The 19,061-nt window shown below is 60.1% G+C and carries 15 protein-coding genes; 2 read left to right on the top strand and 13 right to left on the bottom strand.

Annotated features, from left to right (window positions below; translation table 11 throughout):
* The 9 genes from pyrR to QEP12_RS11205 form a co-directional block, all read right to left on the bottom strand.
* A complete protein-coding gene (gene pyrR, locus QEP12_RS11245) occupies positions 1-510 on the bottom strand; it encodes a bifunctional pyr operon transcriptional regulator/uracil phosphoribosyltransferase PyrR (protein WP_174863688.1) in 510 nt (169 codons plus the stop codon).
* Positions 507-959 carry a Holliday junction resolvase RuvX gene (ruvX, locus tag QEP12_RS11240; protein ID WP_174863690.1) on the bottom strand — a complete coding sequence of 151 codons (453 nt, stop codon included), beginning with the start codon at positions 957-959 and terminating at the stop codon, positions 507-509. The genes pyrR and ruvX overlap by 4 nt, the downstream gene beginning before the upstream one ends.
* Positions 956-1,555, bottom strand: a complete 600-nt coding sequence (locus QEP12_RS11235) for a YqgE/AlgH family protein (protein WP_174863692.1) — start codon at positions 1,553-1,555, stop codon at positions 956-958. The genes ruvX and QEP12_RS11235 overlap by 4 nt, the downstream gene beginning before the upstream one ends.
* Positions 1,556-1,748: 193 nt before the next feature.
* A complete protein-coding gene (locus QEP12_RS11230; protein WP_284214310.1) occupies positions 1,749-7,805 on the bottom strand; it encodes a hybrid sensor histidine kinase/response regulator in 6,057 nt (2,018 codons plus the stop codon).
* A 56-nt stretch (positions 7,806-7,861) separates the two neighbouring features.
* Complete coding sequence (locus tag QEP12_RS11225; RefSeq protein ID WP_284214309.1) at positions 7,862-10,096, bottom strand: methyl-accepting chemotaxis protein; 2,235 nt, start codon at positions 10,094-10,096, stop codon at positions 7,862-7,864.
* A gap of 25 nt (positions 10,097-10,121) precedes the next feature.
* Entirely contained in the window at positions 10,122-10,664 is a 543-nt protein-coding gene (locus QEP12_RS11220) for a chemotaxis protein CheW (protein ID WP_174863847.1), read from the bottom strand.
* Between the two features lie 11 nt (positions 10,665-10,675).
* A complete protein-coding gene (locus tag QEP12_RS11215; RefSeq protein ID WP_174863845.1) occupies positions 10,676-11,047 on the bottom strand; it encodes a response regulator in 372 nt (123 codons plus the stop codon).
* 26 nt (positions 11,048-11,073) lie between these two features.
* The gene (locus QEP12_RS11210) at positions 11,074-11,472 is read right to left on the bottom strand and encodes a response regulator (protein WP_284214307.1); all 399 of its coding nucleotides are present in this window, start codon (positions 11,470-11,472) and stop codon (positions 11,074-11,076) included.
* A gap of 63 nt (positions 11,473-11,535) precedes the next feature.
* A complete protein-coding gene (locus QEP12_RS11205) occupies positions 11,536-11,709 on the bottom strand; it encodes a rubredoxin (RefSeq protein WP_219162720.1) in 174 nt (57 codons plus the stop codon).
* An 89-nt stretch (positions 11,710-11,798) separates the two neighbouring features.
* Between QEP12_RS11205 and thiD the strand changes: the two genes are divergently transcribed.
* Positions 11,799-12,788 carry a bifunctional hydroxymethylpyrimidine kinase/phosphomethylpyrimidine kinase gene (thiD, locus tag QEP12_RS11200; RefSeq protein ID WP_431308082.1) on the top strand — a complete coding sequence of 330 codons (990 nt, stop codon included), beginning with the start codon at positions 11,799-11,801 and terminating at the stop codon, positions 12,786-12,788.
* Entirely contained in the window at positions 12,772-14,076 is a 1,305-nt protein-coding gene (hemL, locus tag QEP12_RS11195) for a glutamate-1-semialdehyde 2,1-aminomutase (RefSeq protein ID WP_284214305.1), read from the top strand. The genes thiD and hemL overlap by 17 nt, the downstream gene beginning before the upstream one ends.
* Positions 14,077-14,145: 69 nt before the next feature.
* Here hemL and QEP12_RS11190 read toward each other — a convergent pair whose 3' ends face one another.
* The 4 genes from QEP12_RS11190 to purH all read right to left on the bottom strand — a co-directional run bounded on the left by QEP12_RS11190 (position 14,146) and on the right by purH (position 18,997).
* On the bottom strand, positions 14,146-14,751 hold the full coding sequence (locus tag QEP12_RS11190; RefSeq protein WP_284214304.1) for a DNA-3-methyladenine glycosylase I: 606 nt from the start codon (positions 14,749-14,751) through the stop codon (positions 14,146-14,148).
* A 167-nt stretch (positions 14,752-14,918) separates the two neighbouring features.
* On the bottom strand, positions 14,919-16,409 hold the full coding sequence (locus tag QEP12_RS11185; RefSeq protein ID WP_284214303.1) for an amino acid permease: 1,491 nt from the start codon (positions 16,407-16,409) through the stop codon (positions 14,919-14,921).
* A 323-nt stretch (positions 16,410-16,732) separates the two neighbouring features.
* Entirely contained in the window at positions 16,733-17,182 is a 450-nt protein-coding gene (locus QEP12_RS11180) for a c-type cytochrome (RefSeq protein ID WP_174862487.1), read from the bottom strand.
* Positions 17,183-17,410: 228 nt separating this feature from the next.
* Complete coding sequence (gene purH / locus QEP12_RS11175; RefSeq protein ID WP_284214302.1) at positions 17,411-18,997, bottom strand: bifunctional phosphoribosylaminoimidazolecarboxamide formyltransferase/IMP cyclohydrolase; 1,587 nt, start codon at positions 18,995-18,997, stop codon at positions 17,411-17,413.
* Positions 18,998-19,061: the final 64 nt, after the last annotated feature.

Below are 19,061 nucleotides of genomic sequence, written 5' to 3'. Positions count from 1 at the left end.
TTATGCCTCTTTGACTTCAAATTGGAAGGTGCCGTCTTCTGTGCGCGCCAATGCCAGCGACTGGCTGGCGGGCAGCGCCACACGCGCGGCGGCAAATTCGGCGGCCACGGGCAGTTCACGGCCACCGCGGTCCACCAGCACGGCCAGGCGCACGCAACCTGGGCGGCCATAGTCGTACAACTCGTTGAGGATGGCGCGCACCGTGCGGCCGGTGTAGAGCACATCGTCCAGCACCAGGATGTCGGCGCCGTTCACATCAAAGTCCAGCTGGGTCTGCACGCTTTGCGCCATGCCGCGCTGGGCGAAATCGTCGCGGTGCAGGGCCGAGGACAGCACGCCGGGCTTGCCCTCCAGCCCCAAATCCTTGTGCAGGCGCTCGGCCAGCCAGGCACCGCCCGAGGCCACACCGGCCAGTTGCGTGTCGGGGCCCATCAGGCTGCGCACACCGCGCAGCAGTTCCTTGTACAAGGCTTCGGCGTCCAGCACCAAAGAACCAGCGGAAAGACTCATGGAAGACTCCTCAAAAATTGCTCCAAGATGATGCAGGCCGATGCAGCATCGGCATCTTTGGCACCACCAGCCAAAGCCTCGGTGGTGCTGTAGCGCTCATCCACTTCATACACGGGCAGGTTGAAGCGGCCGCGCAACTGGCGGCCAAACTTCAGCGCACGTACGGTGTTTTCATGCGGCGCGCCGTCGGGGTGATAAGGCACGCCAATCACCAGCGCCTGCGGCTGCCATTCCTTGATCAGTTGCTCAACCGCTGCAAAGCGCGCATCCGCGCCCTCTGCCTTGATGGTGGGCAGCGGGCTGGCACCACCAAAGACACGGTTGCCCGAGGCGCAACCCGTGCGCTTGGTGCCAAAGTCAAAGGCCAGGAACTGCTGAATGTGCGCAGGAAAATCCACGGCCTGCGCAGCAGCATTGCTGGGCCGTGTGGACGAAGTGTCGGAATTCATGCGTGTCCTGCTTCGGGCGACAGCATCCAGGGCTGCAGCCCCAGCAAGCCCATGGCTTTGTTGTAGCGCTCTTCCACGGGCGTGTCGAAGATGACTTGGGGGTCGGCATTCACGGTCAGCCAAGCGTTTTCACCCAGCTCGGACTCCAGCTGCCCCTCGCCCCAGGAGGCATAGCCCAGCGTCACCACCACACGGCGTGGGCCTGCGCCATGGGCAATCGCTTCCAGCACGTCTTTGGAGGTGGTCATCTCCAGGCCGCCGGGAATGGTCAGTGTCGAGGCGTAGGCGGACTCATCCTCCTTGGCACCTTCGATGATGATGGGGTCGTGCAGCACAAAGCCACGGTCGGTTTGCACGGGGCCTCCGCGCAAGACCATATCTGCTTGCAGGTCTTCGCGCCCCAGGGGCAGATCGATCTTGCTCAGCAGGGATTGCAGGCTCAGCGTGGAGGGCTTGTTGATGATCAGCCCGAGCGCGCCGCGCTCGTTGTGCTCACACAAATACACCACGCTGCGGGAAAAGGACTCATCCTCCAGACCAGGCATGGCGATCAGGAAGTGGTGCGTCAAATTGATAGGCGCAGATTCAGCGGGCATAACTGCATATTTTAGCGACGAACCACGGCCACGCTCACACTCCCGCATTTGCCCCTGAGGGACAGCCGCATACCCTGGCAACACACAAAAAGAGAGCTGCTGGCGCTTGTTAAACATGGATTTCAGCATGATTCATATCTGAAAACCAATCAAAACAAGCGCAAGCAGCTCTCTTTTTTAATACGGCAGCGCCTTAATCGTCGCTGGAGGCTCCTGCTGCAGACAGCGCTGCCGCAATCGGTGCCGCACCAGACGCCGCAGGCAAGGGCTTGCCAAGCGCATAGTGGTGCACCAGTCCCATGAGCTCTTCGTCCGAATAGGGCTTACCCAGGTAATGGTTGGCCCCCAGCTCCATCGCATGGTCACGGTGTTTTTGCGCAATGCGCGAGGTGATCATGATGATGGGGAGCTGTTGCAGCGCTGGCTGTGCACGGATATTGCGCAGCAAGTCAAAGCCATCCATGCGTGGCATTTCAATGTCCGACAGCACCACACATGGCACCTCGCCCTGCAGCTTCTCCAGCGCCTGCAGGCCATCGGCAGCCGTCACCACCCGGTAGCCTTCACGCTGCAACAAGCGCTGCGAAACACGGCGCACGGTGATGGAGTCATCCACCACCATCACCAGAGGCACCTGGCTGGCAGCCACCAGGCCGGAGACGGGCTCCTGCGGCTGCGCTGCGCGCTGCAGCTGCTTGGCCGTTGGCTCGTCCAGCAGCGCAGGCAAGCCTTCGCCCAACTGGCGAATTTTGTCGCCATACACGGCCGTCAACGCCACGGGGTTGTAAATCAGCACCACCGCACCCGATGCCAGCACCGACATACCCGTCAGCCCCGGCAAGCGCGACATTTGCGGCCCCAAGTTCTTGACCACCACTTCCTGGTGCCCCAGCACTTCGTCCACGTGCAGTGCAATGCGCTGCGATGCGCTGCGGAAAATAATCACCGGGCGGGTTTTGCCTACACCCACATCCACACTGCGCGGCGACTGGCTCCACACCGCACCGGCCCAGTAAAACGGTATGCGCTCATCGCCATCCACCAGCACACCGCTGTGGTACGCAGCTTCCAGCTCCGGCAGGTGCACCCGGCGCACCATCTCCACCAAACTGGCGGGCACGCCCACCGCAAAGTCTCCTGCCCGCAGCATGACAACCTGTGTCACCGCGGTGGTCAAAGGCAACACCAGGCGGAAGGCCGAACCCTTGCCTGGTTCTGTCTCGGTTTCAATACGGCCGCCCAAGGCCTGCACTTCCGAGCGCACCACGTCCATGCCGATGCCGCGACCGGAAACACCGGTCAGTTGCTGGGCCGTGGTGAAGCCGGGCATGAACACCAGTTGCGCGGCGCGCGCCGCATCCACGGCCTCCTCGGGCGTAATCAGGCCCTGCTCCAGCGCTTTTTGGCGAATGCGCGCCACATCCAGACCTGCACCGTCATCCTGGAAGGTCACGGCCACATCATTGCCTGCTTGCTGCACCTGGATGCTGATGGTTCCCGTCGCAGACTTGCCCGCTTGCTGACGCTGTGCGGGCTGCTCAATGCCGTGGTCCACGCAGTTGCGCAGCAAGTGTTCAAACGCAGGCACCATGCGCTCGAGCACGCCACGGTCCATTTCAATCGTGCCGCCGGACAAATCCAGCTTGACCTGTTTGCCCGTGTCTTTGGCCGTCAAGCGCACCACGGCATACAGACGCTCGGCAATCGAATCAAACTCCACCATGCGTGTGCGCAGCAAATCCCGCTGCAGATCACGTGCCTGGCGGCCCTGGGCAATCAAGTCGTCTTCCGCACCGGCCACGTCGCGCTGCAAATTGCGCTGCACGGTGGCAACGTCATTCACCGACTCCGCCATCATCCGTGTGAGCTCCTGCACACGTGTGAAGCGGTCGAACTCGAGCGGGTCAAAGTCGGCCCCGGCCTCTTTGGACAGTTGCATGCGCGACTGCATTTGCGACTCGGCCTGCACTTCAATATCGCGCAGTTGCTGGCGCAGCTTGTCCAGGTTCGCAGACAAATCGTTCAACGACGATTTGATGCCACCCACCCGCTCATCCAGACGCGAGCGGGCAATCATGACCTCCCCCGCCTCGTTGATCAGGCGGTCCAGCAGTTGCGAACGCACACGCACTGTTGGTTGCGTGTGGTGGCGCACCGCTGCTGCCAGTGCGGGCTGGTAGACGCCCGACAGGGCTGCCGGAGCCAAGCTGGGCACGGGGTTGGACGACGGGGCAAAGGTAGCGGGGTTGTCGCTGTGCGGCACAGCAGCAGGTGCGGCGTCCGCCGCAGGCGATGTTGGCGCCGCTGCAGGTTCCACCTTGAGGGGATCGCTGTCCGCCTCGCCCAACGCACGCAGTACGTTGAAATCGGCCTCAATGGCATCCAAGCGCACAAACAAGGGCTCAATCTGCTCTGTGGTGACGGTATCAACGTCCAGCGCTTCGAGTGCCGACTCCAGACGGTGCGCCATTTCGCCCATGCGCATGGCACCCGCCAAACGTGCACTGCCCTTGAGTGTGTGCAGCGCTCGCAGCAAGGTGCTGCGCGCCTCCAGACGCGTGGGATGCGCCCCCCATTCGCGCATGGCAGCCCCCAGCGTAGGCAGCAGCTCCATGGCTTCTTCTTCGAAGATGGGGAACAAGTCAGGATCAATGACATCGATGGCGTCGATGTCATCGTCACCAGCATCCTCCAGATCCACGGCACGGGCCATCGCTGCATCCACCGCAGCCATAGCCTCCAGCCCCGCTGAGGCTTGCGCATCGGACTGCACGCTGGCTGCGGGCTCTACGGCACTGGCACCCGCCTCGGCATCCAAGATCCGCTGCAGCGCCTCCACCACCTCGGAAGATACCGTGGGCAAGAACCCCGCAGCAAACTGGTGCAGCACCCCACGAATTTCTTCGGCAGCACGGACGAAACATGCAACCTGATCTTTATCACCTTGGCGCTGGCTTGCCACATGCTGCAAAGCATGCTCCAGCTTGCGCGCCAGGTCTGACAGTGCGGCAAAACCGACGGTGGCAGAACTGCCCGCCAAGGAATGCGCCCAGGCCCCCACCATGTCGGGCTGGGCTTCATCCAGGTTTTCTTGCCATGCCGTCAGCGCATCGAGCAAACGGTACGACCATGCCTCTGCTTCGCCCAAATAGACATTGAACAAAGGCAAGGAAATGGACAAGTCGCCCACTTGCTTCATGCCCGAAGACAGCTCTTGCGCCTCTTGTGCAGAGACCCCGGCTTGGGGCACAACCGGCACTGGCTCTGCCACTTCCTCAGGCGGCGCCTGTGCTGGCTCTGGCTGCACAAGCAGCTCTTCTTGCACATTCGCTGGAACCATGGCCACCGGCGCCTGAGGCTCACTGTCTGCGGGCGGCAAAATGGGGGCCGAAATGCCATCCCCCGCTGTTTGCAACAGCGCATCAAATTCCTCAAAGCTGATTTCTTCTGCTTGCGGCACATCGGCTGCAGCGGCTTGCGACCACAGTGCGGCGTCTTGAGATGCCTGCTGGTCCGTGCTGGCAAGCTCCTCCAACTCGAGGGATAAGCCCGCATCTTCCGCGGCCGGCGCTACGGGCAACACGGCTTCGGCTTCGGCTTCGGCTTCGGCTTCGGCTTCGGCTTCGGCTTCGGCTTCGGCTTCGGCAGGATGCTGCGCTGGCTGCGCCACCTCCTGGGGTATCGGTGCATCATCAGCAAGCGGCGACGCCAATGTCAATGTCTCTGCCGCCGATAGCTGTGCCTCATCCAACACCGCCACAGGCTCAGCGATGGCTGATGCAGCCAAGCCTTGCACCGCCGACATATCCAGAGCAATCCAGCGCTCATCCAGGCGCATGGCATCGGCACTGGCACGGAAAGGCGTGGATTGCCACTGGTGTGCTGCATCGGCTTCAATCGCATTCACCCATGCTTCAAAACCATTCAAGGCATCGAGTGACAGGGTCTGCATGGCAGCGGGCATGGCTTTTTGCTCCGCCAGCCATGCGTTGAGCATTTGCTCCATCGCCCAGCCCGCTTGACCAAATTCCTCTAAGCCCACCATGCGGGAGCTGCCTTTGAGCGTGTGAAATGCTCTGCGCAACACTGTTTGCTCGGCAAGATTGGCGGGCTCTTGCGCCAAGGCCTGCAAAGCGGCCCGGCCGTTGCTGATCACTTCCCGCGCTTCTTCCAGGAAGATTTGCAGCAGTTCGCTGTCCGTATCTTCGGGAGCGACCTGCAGCGGCGCCTCCTGAGACGCAACAGGCCACGGTGACGCCGCAGGTGCAGGCGCTACCGGTAGCTCGCGCTCCTCAAGTTGGGGCGCAGGCTGCGGCTCGGCCATCGTCTCTGAGGGCACTGGCACAGATAACGGCGCAGGCGTTGCGGGTGCTTGCGGTCTTTGCAAAATCACAGGTTGCGCAATTTGCTCCACGCGCGCCTGCACCACGTCTTGTACCGGCTTTTGCTCCACGCTGTCGCTGGCACGTACGCGCACGCGCCCCATCAGCAGTTTGAGCTCTCCAGCCTCTTCGTCAAACTCATACAGCTTGCGCGCCATATTGCGCTGGTAGCTGAGCATGTCGATCAAAAAACCCAACGCGCCCAGGCTATTGCCCATTTTTTCAAACAGCACACGCTGTTCGTCCTCGGGCACCGCCTCTTGCTGCAAACGCTCTACGTTCTGGCGCATACGCACCATGGCCAGCGATGCTTGATCGAGCCCCAGCACCGAGAGCACACCCCGCATTTGCGCCAAATGCACACTCACAGCCCCCAGCATCGAGCGGTCACCGGGGTTGCGGAAATACTGATCCAACAGCTTTTCAGCCTCAGCCAGCGTGCCTCGAAGTTCCCCAACGACACTGCCCATGGTTTGCTGATCGCTCACCTGGCGGTACAACTGCTCCATCCAAGGCTCTAAAGGCTGGGTCGTCTCGCCTGCCAGCACCGCGGTCAAGCGTTGCGCCAGCGTGGCACCGTGGGAGGCCATGGCTTCATCGGCCAAATCCAAAGAAGCAAACGCAGCCTGCAAGTACAACACCGACGTCGCAACTTCCATGGCCACTTCTGCCGAAGGAGGCTGCCCGCGTGTGGCCACCGCATGCATCACCTGCATCAATGCCTTGGCCAGATTCTGGCTGTCGGGGTGCAACTTGCTCAGTGAATCCGCCACCAGGCTGAATTGATCCACGGCGGGTTTGATTTTTTGTACATCCCCCCCCGCCAAAGCAGACCACAACTCAGTGGCTGAGGCGATGCGTTTGCGGGCTTGTGCCAGCAACGCAGGATCAAAACGCCCAAAGCGCGGCTGTTCATAGTTGACCGCATGATGGCGCTGCAGGCCAAATGTGTCGTACACCGCACGCCATACAGACGCAGCGTGTGCAGCCTCGGGGCTCGACGCGGCTTGCGCACAGAAAAACAGCATGTCTTGCAGCAAGCGTTCTGGCGCCACAGGATCGCCCTTGGCCAAAGCCACCGACACCATCAGCACACGGGAGGCAACGCGCTTGGTGTAGATGTCCGCCTTGAGCAACCCATGGGCCATCGCATCAAAATGGGCTGCGGCAACCTTCCAGAAAATGCGCATGGCGGACTCTGCCTGCGCTTGGGCAAAGCCGATACACACGTCACGCATGCGCGCGCTGGCAGCAGCAACCTCTTGCCCTTTGACGATCTGCAGCACCGCAGCATCTAACACTTTGCGCTGCTCTGGGCCATAGTCCAGAGGGGCTACCGAGTGAGGCAACTGCGGATCTCGGAGTCTGCGCTCAATCGGCCACAAATCCGCAGGATGTACCTTGCCCTGATTGCCATACAGCGCCTGCACGTCGCGGTACTGCGGAAACAAAGCCACCGAGGAAATTTGCTTGCCTGCCAAGATGGCATCCAGAAACTCCAGCAAAGCAAAACTGGCTGTCTCCAGCGTCTGCGCCACCGCTTCTGTGCAGTCGGCAGGATTTTGCACATAGTGCTGCAAAGCCGTTTCCATGGCGCGCAGCAGCAGTGCGGGTTGCGGCATGCCCACCATTTCCAGCGCACCACTGGACTGGTGCAGCTGTTGTTTGGCCGTGCGCAAAGGGCTGCTGTCCAATGCCCCCAGATCGGAATGACTCGCCTCTTGCGCTTCGCGCACAAACCGGCGGGTGGCTTTCACGGCTGCGTCCAATGATTTGCGCAACTCCTCCAGCACCCATGCCAATGGGCCTAAATCTTGTTCCCCATGGGAGACATGTCCCGTTGGAGCAGTGACTTCAGTGGGTGACATCGTCCATCCTTGGCATGTTTCAGCCGAAATCCTTGGTGCAATCGAAAGTCAGAAACTCAACCAATCTTGAATCGGGAAACCGATTGACGCAGCTCTTCCGCCATATGCGCCAAGTCACGCACCTGCTCTGCCGTAGTGCGCGTGCTATCGCCCGTTTGCTCCGTCACTGCAAAAATGTGCTGAATATTGCCAGCCACATCATTGGCCAATGTTGCTTCACTCTGGGCGGTGTGTGAAATCTGCTCAATCAGCTCAGCCAGCCTGCGCGAGACGCTATCAATTTCAGTCAAAGCAGTACCTGCTGAGTCCGACAGGCGCGCCCCTTCCACCACGCCCTGGGTGGAACGCTCCATCGCCGCGACCGCATCTTGGGTGTCGGTCTGAATGGTTTTCACCAAGGCAGAGATCTGGCGCGTTGCATCGGCGGAACGTTCCGCCAAACGCTGCACTTCTTCTGCCACCACCGAGAAGCCACGCCCGGCTTCACCGGCCGAGGCCGCTTGGATGGCGGCGTTGAGCGCCAAGACGTTGGTTTGCTCGGTAATGTCGGAAATCAGTTCGGTAATTTCGCCAATTTCTTGCGAGGACTCACCCAGGCGTTTGATGCGCTTGGAAGTCTCCTGAATCTGGTCACGAATGGCATTCATACCACCAATCGTGTTTTGCACGGCATGCTGACCTTGTTCAGCCGCCTGCAGCGACTGGCGGGCCACCGCTGCCGATTCCTGGGCCTGGCTGGACACCGTATTGATGCGCGCAGCCATCTCCAGAATCGACTGACCCGTTTCACGAATTTCGCGCAATTGTTCCGCCGAAGTCGCAAGCAACTCGGACGAAGTGCTGTCCACCTGCGCAGTCGTCTGCGCCACACGCTGCGCCGTGTTCTGCACACTGCCCACCAGCAAACGAAGCTCTTCCACCGTGTAGTTCACCGAGTCAGCAATCGCCCCCGTGATGTCTTCCGTCACCGTGGCTTCCTGGGTCAAGTCCCCTTCCGCCACGTTTTGCAACTCGTTCATCAGTCGCAAAATCGCTGCCTGGTTCGCATCATTGACACGCTTGGCTTCTTGCTCTTGGTGACGCGCATCACGTTGCTGCTGCTCCGCCAACGCTTGGCGCTGGCGGCTGTCGAGCAGCTGCACGCGCGAAATACCGACACCGCAAGCCACGACGAACAGACCCAGAATCACCAAAATCGCCATCTGGCCTGCCGAGATACCGGCCTGCTCCGACAGCTTTTGCTGCAAGTTTTCCAACTGGGTGCGCAAGGGTTCGCTGTCGGCAATGATGGAGTTCTGCGCTTCACGCGCCGCAACCAGCCCTTGCAGGTTGCTCAAAATCGATGCTGCTTGCGCGCGGGTTTGCTCATACTCCTCCAGCATGGCCAGCAGTTGATCGCGCACCTGCGGGTCACGCGCGGCAGGCAAGCGCAGGTCTGAGCTCCCTTTGAGCAAGCCATCGGCCAGCTCTTTGAAAGAGTTCAAGTCACGCCCCAGCAAGAACACGGCTTCCGGGCTGACACCATCAATCGTTTGAAACTCATTGGCTGATTTACCAATACGCTGCGTCAGCATCAAAAGCTGGCTAGAGGCCGCAATTTCAGGGGCAGATGCCGCAGATTGCAGCTTGCTGTTGGCCACTGCTTCAGCCAGCTCCAGCAAGCTAGATGACTGACGATTGATAGCACGCAGCGCATCACCAGCCTGGGTTAGCACTGCTTTTTGTGCCAAAACTGCCTGGGCATTTTTTTCAGCCCGCTGCGCCAAGGTGCTTACCGAGCCCAAATCCTGCTCCAAAGCAGCATCCACGCTTTGCACCCCCAGCTCGGCATCCCCTTGGGTCAAGGCGCGGACATTGCGCCCCAGCACCGACGCGCTGTCTTTGAGTTCTGTAAACGCCTGGTCCTTACCCAGCAGGGCCTGCGTCACCGACTTGGCCAAACGCTGCGACTGCATCAGTGATTGGCCTGTCGCCGCCAACTGTTTGGCTGAGCGGTCCGCTTGCTGGAGCACCCAGCCCGCCACCAACGCCAACAGCACCACCCCCAAAGCCAGCATGGTCAACAAACGACGCTGGTGGGTGGCTGCAGGCGCGGGGCCCATCAGCGGCACATCGATGGTGCCTTGCTCTACCAGCAAGTCATCCATCAAACCGGTATCTTGCACGCTTTGCAGCGTATCGGCCGTCAGCGTTTGCTGGGTGGCATCGTCTGCGCCGACCACCTCCACCCCCTCATCTTTATCGCTGTTTTTACGACGAAAAATGCTGCTGATCTGCTGGACTAAAGACATGCTCAACCTCGAAGAATCAAAACGATCAGATGCGAATACTTAGAAAGTCTGGGGATTGCACCAATTGGTGCAACTGCAAAACTTGCCAACTCCCACCTGCACTATCGGTATAACTGGCAGCAACGATACCCGCCGAGGCTTGGGGCGCATCCTGCGCTGGCTCAATGGCTGTGGAGATAAAGTCATCGGCGCCACGCAAACCCAACAACCTGTCCACCACCAAGGCCACATTCACCTGGAGTGCAGGGTTGACCACCAGCAAGCTCACTTCCTGCAAAGACTGCTCGGTGCGTTCGATGGGGTGGCCCAAGTACGTACCCAGATCCACCACGCCGACCAAACTGCCCCGCAAATTGGCAACGCCCCAAAACCATGTGTTGGTATAGGGCACGCGCAGCACACCAGGCCAAGAGAAGATTTCACCCGCTTGCTCCAGCGGCAGTAAGTAGTTATGCCCAGCCACCTGCACTGCCAGCCAGCTCGCACCTTGAGAGGTATTGGTGCGCGCCGCCTGCAGGCGGTCGGCCAAGCGAGTCTGCAGTTCACGCAGCGCTTGTCGATTTGCCATAGCAGTTCAACTCAGGCGCTTTGCAGCGCCGCGATCTTGGCTTGCAATTCGGTGGGGTTGACCGGTTTGGTGATGTAGTCGCTGGCGCCTTGGCGCAGCCCCCACACACGGTCCGTTTCTTGGTTCTTGCTGGTGCACATGATGATGGGCAGCCCTGCATATTTCGGGTCGCGGGCAATCGCACGTGTGAGCTGAAAGCCGTTTTGCCCAGGCATCACCACATCCATCAAGATGAGATCAGGCTTTTCTTCGCCCAGTCGGGCCAATGCTTCTTGGGCATTCTCCGCCGTGCGCACTTGATAGCCCTGTTTTTGCAGCAAATCCGTCAAAAACATCAACTCCGTTTTTGAGTCATCCACCACCAGTACTTTTTGAATGGTCATGCCCCTCTCCTCTCTTGGTCTTTAAATCAAATCGCTGCAGACGGCACCTTGCCAAACTGCTGGACAGCCTGCAGCAATTGGTCTTTGGTAAATGGCTTGGTCAGGTACTCTTGACAGCCCACCATGCGTCCTCGCGCTTTGTCAAAGACACCGTCTTTGGACGAGAGCATGACAATGGGGGTATCAGAAAAATGTGCGTTGCGTTTGATGATGGCGCAAGTCTGATAGCCATCCAGCTTCGGCATCAGAATGTCGCAGAAGATGAGCTGCGGCTGAAAGTCATTCACTTTCGCCAAGGCATCAAAGCCATCTTCGGCCAGCAGCACTTCATGGCCGCCTTGCTTCAGAAAAATTTCAGCACTACGTCGAATGGTGTTGCTGTCATCCACCACCAACACTTTGAAAGATGCTCCGGCTGTACTCAATTTGAACCGCCCCTTGGGTTGTGAAAAATCCCCCGACAGGGCTGTTGAGCACCTGTCTCCCTCTTAAATTTCGACCATTTCAAAGTCTGCTTTGCCGACCGCACATTCCGGGCATGTCCAGTCTTGCGGCACATCTTCCCAGCGGGTCCCTGCTGGAATGCCGTGTTCGGGGTCGCCCACCGCTTCGTCATACATCCAGCCACAAATCAAACACATCCAAGTTTTAGGGTCAGTCACAGCTTAAAGTCGCTTCCAATAGAATGCAATGATTGTATCTAGGCACCTACCACCCCCTCTTGACAGAGAGGCGGTCATTGGGACAACGCATGGCATTTCAGCCCCCAGCAGTTCCAACTGCAAAAATCCCCCCCGACAACACCGAAACCGTGCTCGCACAGCCAATGTGCGTGATGTGTTTCAACGCTTGTGACCCCAGTGGCGCAGGCGGCTTGGCTGCGGACATCACCACCATCGCTTCCGTCGGTGGCCACCCTGTGGCAGTGGTCACGGGCGTCGTGGTGCGCGACACCAGCCATGTGTTTTCGCACACGGCCCTCGACGACGAATTGATCACCGACCAAGCCCGCACCGTACTGGAAGACATTCCCGTGCGCGCCATCAAGGTCGGCTTTGCAGGCAGCCCCGCCAACCTGGCGGCGATTGCCGAGCTGTCCAGTGACTACCCCGACATTCCTATCGTCAGTTACATGCCCGACCTGTCCTGGTGGCAAGGCGATGGGCTGGAAGAGTATCTGGATGCCTTCCAGGCTCTTGTCATGCCTCAAACCTCGGTGTTGGTTGGCAACCACGGAACGCTCAGCCGCTGGCTGCTGCCAGACTGGTCACAAAGCCGCCCGCCCAGCGCCCGGGACATCGCCAAGGCCGCCGAGGCCCTGGATGTGCCCTTTGTGCTGGTCACCGGCATCCCTTTGCCCGAGCAACACATCGACAACGTACTGGCTTCCACCGAAACCGTCATTGGCAGCAGCAAGTTCGAGCTGTTCGATGGCAGCTTTCTCGGTGCGGGCGACACCCTCTCTGCGGCGCTGACGGCGTTGCTCGCTGCGGGCAACGATTTGGGTGCGGCAGCCCAAGAGGCGCTGGAGTATCTGGACCGCAGCCTGGGCAGTGGTTTCAGACCGGGCATGGGTCAACTCATACCCGACCGGATGTTCTGGGCGCAGCCCGAAGAAGGTGCTGACGCGACGGAAAGCGGCGAAGATACCGCGCAAACACTGCCTGAACTCCCCTCCGCCGAGGGGACCCCTCCGCCCCTTGAGGGCTTTGTGATGCCTTCTCATGACACCAAACACTGACCTGAATCAACCATTGTTCGAGCGCGCCAAAGGCGTGATTCCTGGCGGCGTGAACTCGCCCGTGCGTGCTTTCAACGCTGTGGGCGGCACGCCTCGTTTCGTCAAACGCGCCCAAGGCCCTTATTTCTGGGATGCGAACGATCAGCAATTTGTGGACTACATCGGCTCCTGGGGGCCGATGATTCTGGGACACGGCCACCCCGAGGTACTGCAAGCCGTGCAAGCCGCCGTGCTGGAAGGCTTTAGCTTTGGCGCGCCCACCGAACGCGAAGTCATGCTGGCCGAAAAAATCCGTGAACTGGTGCCGTCCATGGAAATGGTGCGCATGGTCTCCTCCGGCACCGAAGCGGGCATGAGCGCCCTGCGCCTGGCGCGCGGCTACACCGGCCGCAACAAGATCATCAAGTTCAACGGCTGCTACCACGGCCATGCCGACTCCCTGCTGGTCAAAGCAGGTTCGGGGCTGGCCACCTTTGGCTCGTCTTCCTCGGCGGGTGTACCTGCCGATGTGGTCAAAGACACCATCGTGCTGGAGTACAACGATGTCGCCCAACTGGAAGAAGCTTTCGCCAAAATCGGCAGCGAAGTTGCCTGCGTGATCCTGGAGCCGATCGCCGGCAACATGAACTTTGTGCGCGCTTCCGTTGAATTTACCCGCCGCATCCGTGAGCTGACGCAAGAGCACGGCGCGCTGATGATCTACGACGAGGTGATGACGGGCTTTCGCGTCGCTCTGGGCTGCGCGCAAAGCATTTACGCCCAGCAGATCAAGGGCTTTGCGCCCGACCTGACCGTGCTGGGCAAGGTCATTGGCGGCGGCATGCCCATGGCCGCGTTCGGCGGCCGACGCGCCATCATGGAAAAACTCTCGCCCCTGGGCCCGGTCTACCAGGCTGGCACGCTGTCGGGCAACCCGATTGCCACGGCCTGCGGCCTCAAGACGCTGGAGCTGATCAGCCAGCCGGGCTTCCACGCGGACCTGCACCTCAAGACCGGCCACCTGATGCAGGGGCTCAAAGCCGAAGCCGATGCGGCCGACGTTCCCTTTAGCATCGACTGGCAAGGCGGCCTGTTCGGTTTTTACCTGCTGCCCGAGCTGCCCAGCACTTACCACGCGGTAATGAAGACCGACGGCGCGCTGTTCAACAAGTTCTACCACGGCATGCTGGAGCGCGGCCACTACTTTGCCCCGGCGCTGTACGAGGCCGGCTTTGTGAGCAGCGCCCACACCGAGGAAGACATTGCGCGCACGGTAGACGCGGCGCGTGAGGTGTTTAAGACGCTGTAAGCCGTTTTTCAACGCTTTTGACCCAGCCCCGCACGCTGCAAAGCTGCGGGGCTTTGTCATGGCGGCCACTTAGCGCGGCAGTTGAAAATTTTGCTGCATCGCCTCCACCGCCGCCCGCGTGACGCACTCGGGGGCATGGTCGTTCACCATGCCCATCGATTGCATGAAGGCATAAGCCGTGGTGGGGCCAACAAACTTCCACCCCCGCTGTTTGAGCGCTTTGGCCAAGGCCTGGGACTGCTCGGTGTGCGCCTGCAGCACCGTGCCATCGCTGGGCGTGGTGGGCATATAGCGCCAAAAGAAAGCGGCCAGCGAGCCTTCTTGCGCCACCATCTCCACCGCGCGGGCGGCGTTGTGGATCACGGCTTCAATCTTGCCGCGGTGGCGCACAATCCCCGCGTCTTGCAGCAAGCGCTGCACATCGGCTGCGCCAAACTGGGCCACTTGGTGAAAGTCAAACTGCGCAAATGCCGCGCGAAAGTGTTCCCGTTTGACCAAGATGGTGTACCAACTCAGGCCGGACTGGAAAGCCTCCAGGCTGATCTTTTCAAACAGCCTCCGGTCATCCGCCACCGGAAAGCCCCACTCATGGTCGTGGTAGTGGATATAGCGGTCGGTGGCCAAGCACCATTGGCAACGGGGCTGGCCGTCAGGCCCGGCAGCAGTGGGAATCATGCAAACACTCCTTGGCCACCACTGTAAAACAAACACCCATGAAAAAACCCGGTGCGATTGAGCGGCACCGGGTTTAAAAATTAATAGCTGCTAGCGCTTCAATATCAAGCGATTCAGATACTTTTTATATTGAAACCTATGATTTACTTGCGCAAGCAGCTCCTTTTTTATGGAGCTTGGCGGCGATCTTGCTGCGCCACACGCGAGTGGTGCATGCCGTAGCAGACATAAATCACCACCCCCAGTGCCATCCAGCCTACAAAGCGCACCCAGGTCAAAGTGGTCAGGTTCAGCATCAAGTACACGCACAGCACGGCAGACAGCACCGGCAGCACGCCCCCCAACGGCACGCGGTAGCCGCCGGCGCCGGGATTCTTTTTGCGCAGCACCAGCACGCCCAGGCTGACCAGCACAAAGGCCGACAAGGTGCCGATGTTGATCATCTCTTCGAGCAGCTCCACCTTGGTAAAGCCCGCCAAAACCGCCACCACCACGCCCACCGCAATTTGCAAGCGCATGGGGGTTTTGCGCGTGGCCGACGTCACGCCCCAGCTGCGTGGCAGCAGGCCATCACGGCACAGCGCCAGCAGCACGCGGGAGCTGCCCATCAGCAGCACCATGACCACTGTCGTCATCCCCACCAGCACCCCCATCGCAATGATTTGCGCAGCCCAGTCAGCCCCCACCGCCACGAATGCGGTGGCCAGCGAGGGGTTCTCGGCCTTGGCCAACTCGGTATAGGGCACCATGCCGGTCAGCGCCAGCGTGACCAGAATGTAGAGCACCGTCACCAAAGCCAGGCCGCCCAAAATACCGCGCGGCAAGGTGCGCTGCGGGTCTTTCACTTCTTCAGCCGAAGTGGCCACGATGTCAAAGCCCAAAAAGGCAAAGAACACCAGCGATGCGCCGGAGATCACCCCCAGCCAGCCGTACTGGCTGGGCGCTGCACCAAACAGCCACGCCAGCATGGGCTGCCCCCAGACATCGCCCGTCACGCCATGGCCCACCACCGGCGGCTGCGACGGCGGAATGAAGGGTGAGAAATTGTCCGTGTTCATGTAGGTAAAGCCCACCACAATCACAAACAGCGTGATGGCAATTTTGATGAGCGTAAACACATTGTTCACCTGGGCCGACACCTGCGTGCCCACCATCAGCAGCACGGTAAACACCGCCACCACCAAAAACGGCCCCCAGTACATGGTCAGCCCGCCCAACTGTACGGTGGAAGGGATATCCAGGCCCGCCGTCGCAAACACCGTGCTCAGGTAAATGCCCCAGTACTTGGCAATCACGGCGGCGGCGGAAATCATCTCTAGCAGCAAATTCCAGCCAATGATCCACGCCAGCCCCTCACCCAGCGTCAGGTAGGTATAGGTGTAGGCGCTGCCAGTAACCGGTACTTTGGAGGCAAACTCGGCATAACACATGATGGCCAGCGCACACGTGAACGCCGCAATCACAAACGAGAAGATCACGGCGGGGCCCGCAAACGTGCCTGCGGCGCGTGCGCCCACCGAAAAAATACCCGCCCCCACGGCCACGGCCAGACCCATGATGATCAAGTCGAAAGTGCCCAAGGTGCGCTTGAGCTGGCGCCCGGGCTCATCGGCATCCGCCAATGCCTGCGCGACGCTTTTGGTTCGTAACCACTGCATGCCAAACCTTTGTGTGGCCGCTGCGCTGCACTCCACGTGCTTCGCGCTGGCAGCCATATCGTTTCAAAAGCACGATCCTAGGGATTACCCAAACCCTTTACACCAAGCATGCACTTACACCCTCTTGCACGCTTGTTTTGTGCGCGCCCTGCTGCACATCGGCGCCAAGCCCGGTAGCACCGCACACCTGGCAAAAATCATGCATACATACAGCATATCGCACAGCTATATTGCAAACAACAAGATTTATACGCAAAAAAAGCCCGAAGTGCCAGAGGCAACTTCGGGCTGTGTCTGCGCGCGGCCAGCCGCGTGGGACAGGTCTATTCCCCGGTTTTGGGTGGAATGGCCAAAATCCAGTCCGCCATGCCTTCGGCTTGCTCCTGCGTCACTTGGGGGTGGCGCGGCATGATGGTGTTGCCCCACACGCCCACACTGCCCTCGCGAATCTTGCGCGCAATATAGGCTGTGGCATCGTTTTGTCCCCGGTATTTATCCGCCACCTGCAAAAAGCTGGGGCCAACAAACTTGCGGTCAATGCCGTGGCAACGCATGCAGTCGCTGCCATCCATATAGGCCTGGCCTTGGGCCAGCGCAGGGCGTTGCTGCACCATCTCCTGCATACGCTGAGCGGTGCTTTGATCTGCAGGCGTGCCGATGTACAGGCGCACGCCCAAGTTCAGCAAACCCAACACCACTGCCACCATGCCGATGATGATGAGCCAGCCCAGCCACTTGGGGCGTTGCATGGGCTCGTCGTCGTAATCCCGCATGAAAAAATCCTTTCGCCAAAAAGCAAAACGGCACGGGGCCGAAACCACATGCCGAGTGTGCGATGCCTTCACCAACCACTGGGCAGCAAAGGACTTATCAGACAGTGCAGTTCGCGCAGCCCATCGCAGATGGGCGATTGAGGCGAGGCGTCAATCCCGAAGACAGTAGCAGCGCTACAGCGAGGGATTGCAACGAAGCATCAAGCGTGAAATGCACTGTCCGCCAAATTAGTGGCGGAAGTGGCGCACGCCAGTAAACACCATCGCCACGCCACGCTCGTTGGCCGCATCGATCACTTCCTGGTCACGCATGGAGCCGCCGGGCTGTGCCACGCAGGTCGCACCGGCGTCCACCACCACATCCAGACCATCGCGGAAGGGGAAGAACGCATCCGACGCCACCACGGTGTTTTGCAGCGACAGCTTGGCGGCTTCGGCCTTGATGGAGGCAATGCGTGCCGAGTCCAGGCGCGACATCTGGCCTGCGCCCACACCCATGGTCATGCCGTTCTTGCAGAACACGATGGCGTTGGACTTGACGAACTTGGCCACCTTCCACGCGAACAGCAGGTCTTGCAGCTCTTCTGGGGTGGGTTGCTTGATGGTCACCACCTTCAGCTCTTGCAGCTTCAACTCGTGGTTGTCGGCCGATTGCAGCAGCAGGCCCGAGCCCACGCGCTTGGTTTCCAGCGCGTTGCGCACGTCGCCATAGTTGGCAGGCAGCGCAATCTTCATCAAGCGCACGTTGACCTTGGCCTTGAAAATTTCCAGCGCTTCGGCGGTGAAGTCCGGAGCCATCAGCACTTCGACGAACTGCTTGGACACGGCTTCGGCAGCCGCCTTGTCCACCGGGCGGTTGAAGGCGATGATGCCGCCAAATGCGCTGGTAGGGTCGGTCTGGAAGGCCTTGGAATAGGCTTCAAAAGGTGTAGCACCCACGGCCACGCCGCAGGGGTTGGCGTGCTTGATGATCACGCAGGCGGGCACTTCAAAGCTCTTGACGCATTCCCACGCGGCATCGGCGTCGGCAATGTTGTTGTAGCTCAGTTCCTTGCCCTGCAGCTGCACGCCCGTGGCCAGCGAACCGGCAGCAGGTGCCAGGTCGCGGTACCAGGCGGCTTGCTGGTGGCTGTTTTCACCGTAGCGCAGATCTTGCACCTTCACGTACTGCTCATTGAACTGGCCGGGGAACTCGGCGCGGGCGGGCACGTACGCTTCGCTCAGCTTGTCTTCTTCAAAAGTCACGGAAGACAGGTAGTTGCTGATCGCACCGTCGTACTGGCTGATGCGGTTAAACGCAGCCACCGACAGGCTAAAACGCAGCTTGTCGCTGAGCTTGCCGTTGGCCTTGAGTTCGGCCAGCACCGCTTCGTACTGGTCCGCAGCGGTGATCACGCCCACGTCTTTCCAGTTCTTGGCGGCAGAGCGCACCATGGCGGGGCCACCAATGTCGATGTTCTCGATCGCGTCCGCCAGTGTGCAACCGGCCTTGGCCACGGTCGCTTCGAAGGGGTAGAGGTTCACCACCAGCAGGTCGATGGTCTCAATGCCGTGTTCCTTCAGCGCTGCCATGTGCTCGGGAAAGTCGCGGCGGGCCAGCAGACCACCGTGGACCTTGGGGTGCAGGGTCTTGACGCGGCCGTCCAGCATTTCAGGGAACTGGGTGACTTCGGCGACTTCGGTCACGGGCAGGCCCTGGTCGGCCAGCAACTTGGCCGTGCCGCCAGTCGACAGCAGTTGCACGCCCATGGCGTGCAGGGCTTGTGCAAATTCAACGATGCCGGTCTTGTCCGAGACGGAGAGCAGTGCTTTCATGGTGCAACTCAATAATGATGAAATCTTTGCTCAGCGCTTATGCAGCAAGCGCTGACAGCTATTA

It is taken from the genome of Comamonas jiangduensis, assembly GCF_030162955.1.
In the GTDB taxonomy this organism is placed as follows: Bacteria; Pseudomonadota; Gammaproteobacteria; order Burkholderiales; family Burkholderiaceae_C; genus Comamonas; species Comamonas jiangduensis.
The sequence above is the reverse complement of the archived record's forward strand: the minus strand, read 5'-3'. Positions and strand labels throughout refer to the sequence as shown.

Coding starts and splice junctions, on each gene's coding strand:
- pyrR (WP_174863688.1), bottom strand. CDS start 510: ATGAGTCTTTCCGCTGGTTCTTTGGTGCTGGACGCCGAAGCCTTGTAC.
- ruvX (WP_174863690.1), bottom strand. CDS start 959: ATGAATTCCGACACTTCGTCCACACGGCCCAGCAATGCTGCTGCGCAG.
- QEP12_RS11235 (WP_174863692.1), bottom strand. CDS start 1,555: ATGCCCGCTGAATCTGCGCCTATCAATTTGACGCACCACTTCCTGATC.
- QEP12_RS11230 (WP_284214310.1), bottom strand. CDS start 7,805: ATGTCACCCACTGAAGTCACTGCTCCAACGGGACATGTCTCCCATGGG.
- QEP12_RS11225 (WP_284214309.1), bottom strand. CDS start 10,096: ATGTCTTTAGTCCAGCAGATCAGCAGCATTTTTCGTCGTAAAAACAGC.
- QEP12_RS11220 (WP_174863847.1), bottom strand. CDS start 10,664: ATGGCAAATCGACAAGCGCTGCGTGAACTGCAGACTCGCTTGGCCGAC.
- QEP12_RS11215 (WP_174863845.1), bottom strand. CDS start 11,047: ATGACCATTCAAAAAGTACTGGTGGTGGATGACTCAAAAACGGAGTTG.
- thiD (WP_431308082.1), top strand. CDS start 11,799: ATGGCATTTCAGCCCCCAGCAGTTCCAACTGCAAAAATCCCCCCCGAC.
- hemL (WP_284214305.1), top strand. CDS start 12,772: ATGACACCAAACACTGACCTGAATCAACCATTGTTCGAGCGCGCCAAA.
- QEP12_RS11190 (WP_284214304.1), bottom strand. CDS start 14,751: ATGATTCCCACTGCTGCCGGGCCTGACGGCCAGCCCCGTTGCCAATGG.
- QEP12_RS11185 (WP_284214303.1), bottom strand. CDS start 16,409: ATGCAGTGGTTACGAACCAAAAGCGTCGCGCAGGCATTGGCGGATGCC.
- QEP12_RS11180 (WP_174862487.1), bottom strand. CDS start 17,182: ATGCGGGATTACGACGACGAGCCCATGCAACGCCCCAAGTGGCTGGGC.
- purH (WP_284214302.1), bottom strand. CDS start 18,997: ATGAAAGCACTGCTCTCCGTCTCGGACAAGACCGGCATCGTTGAATTT.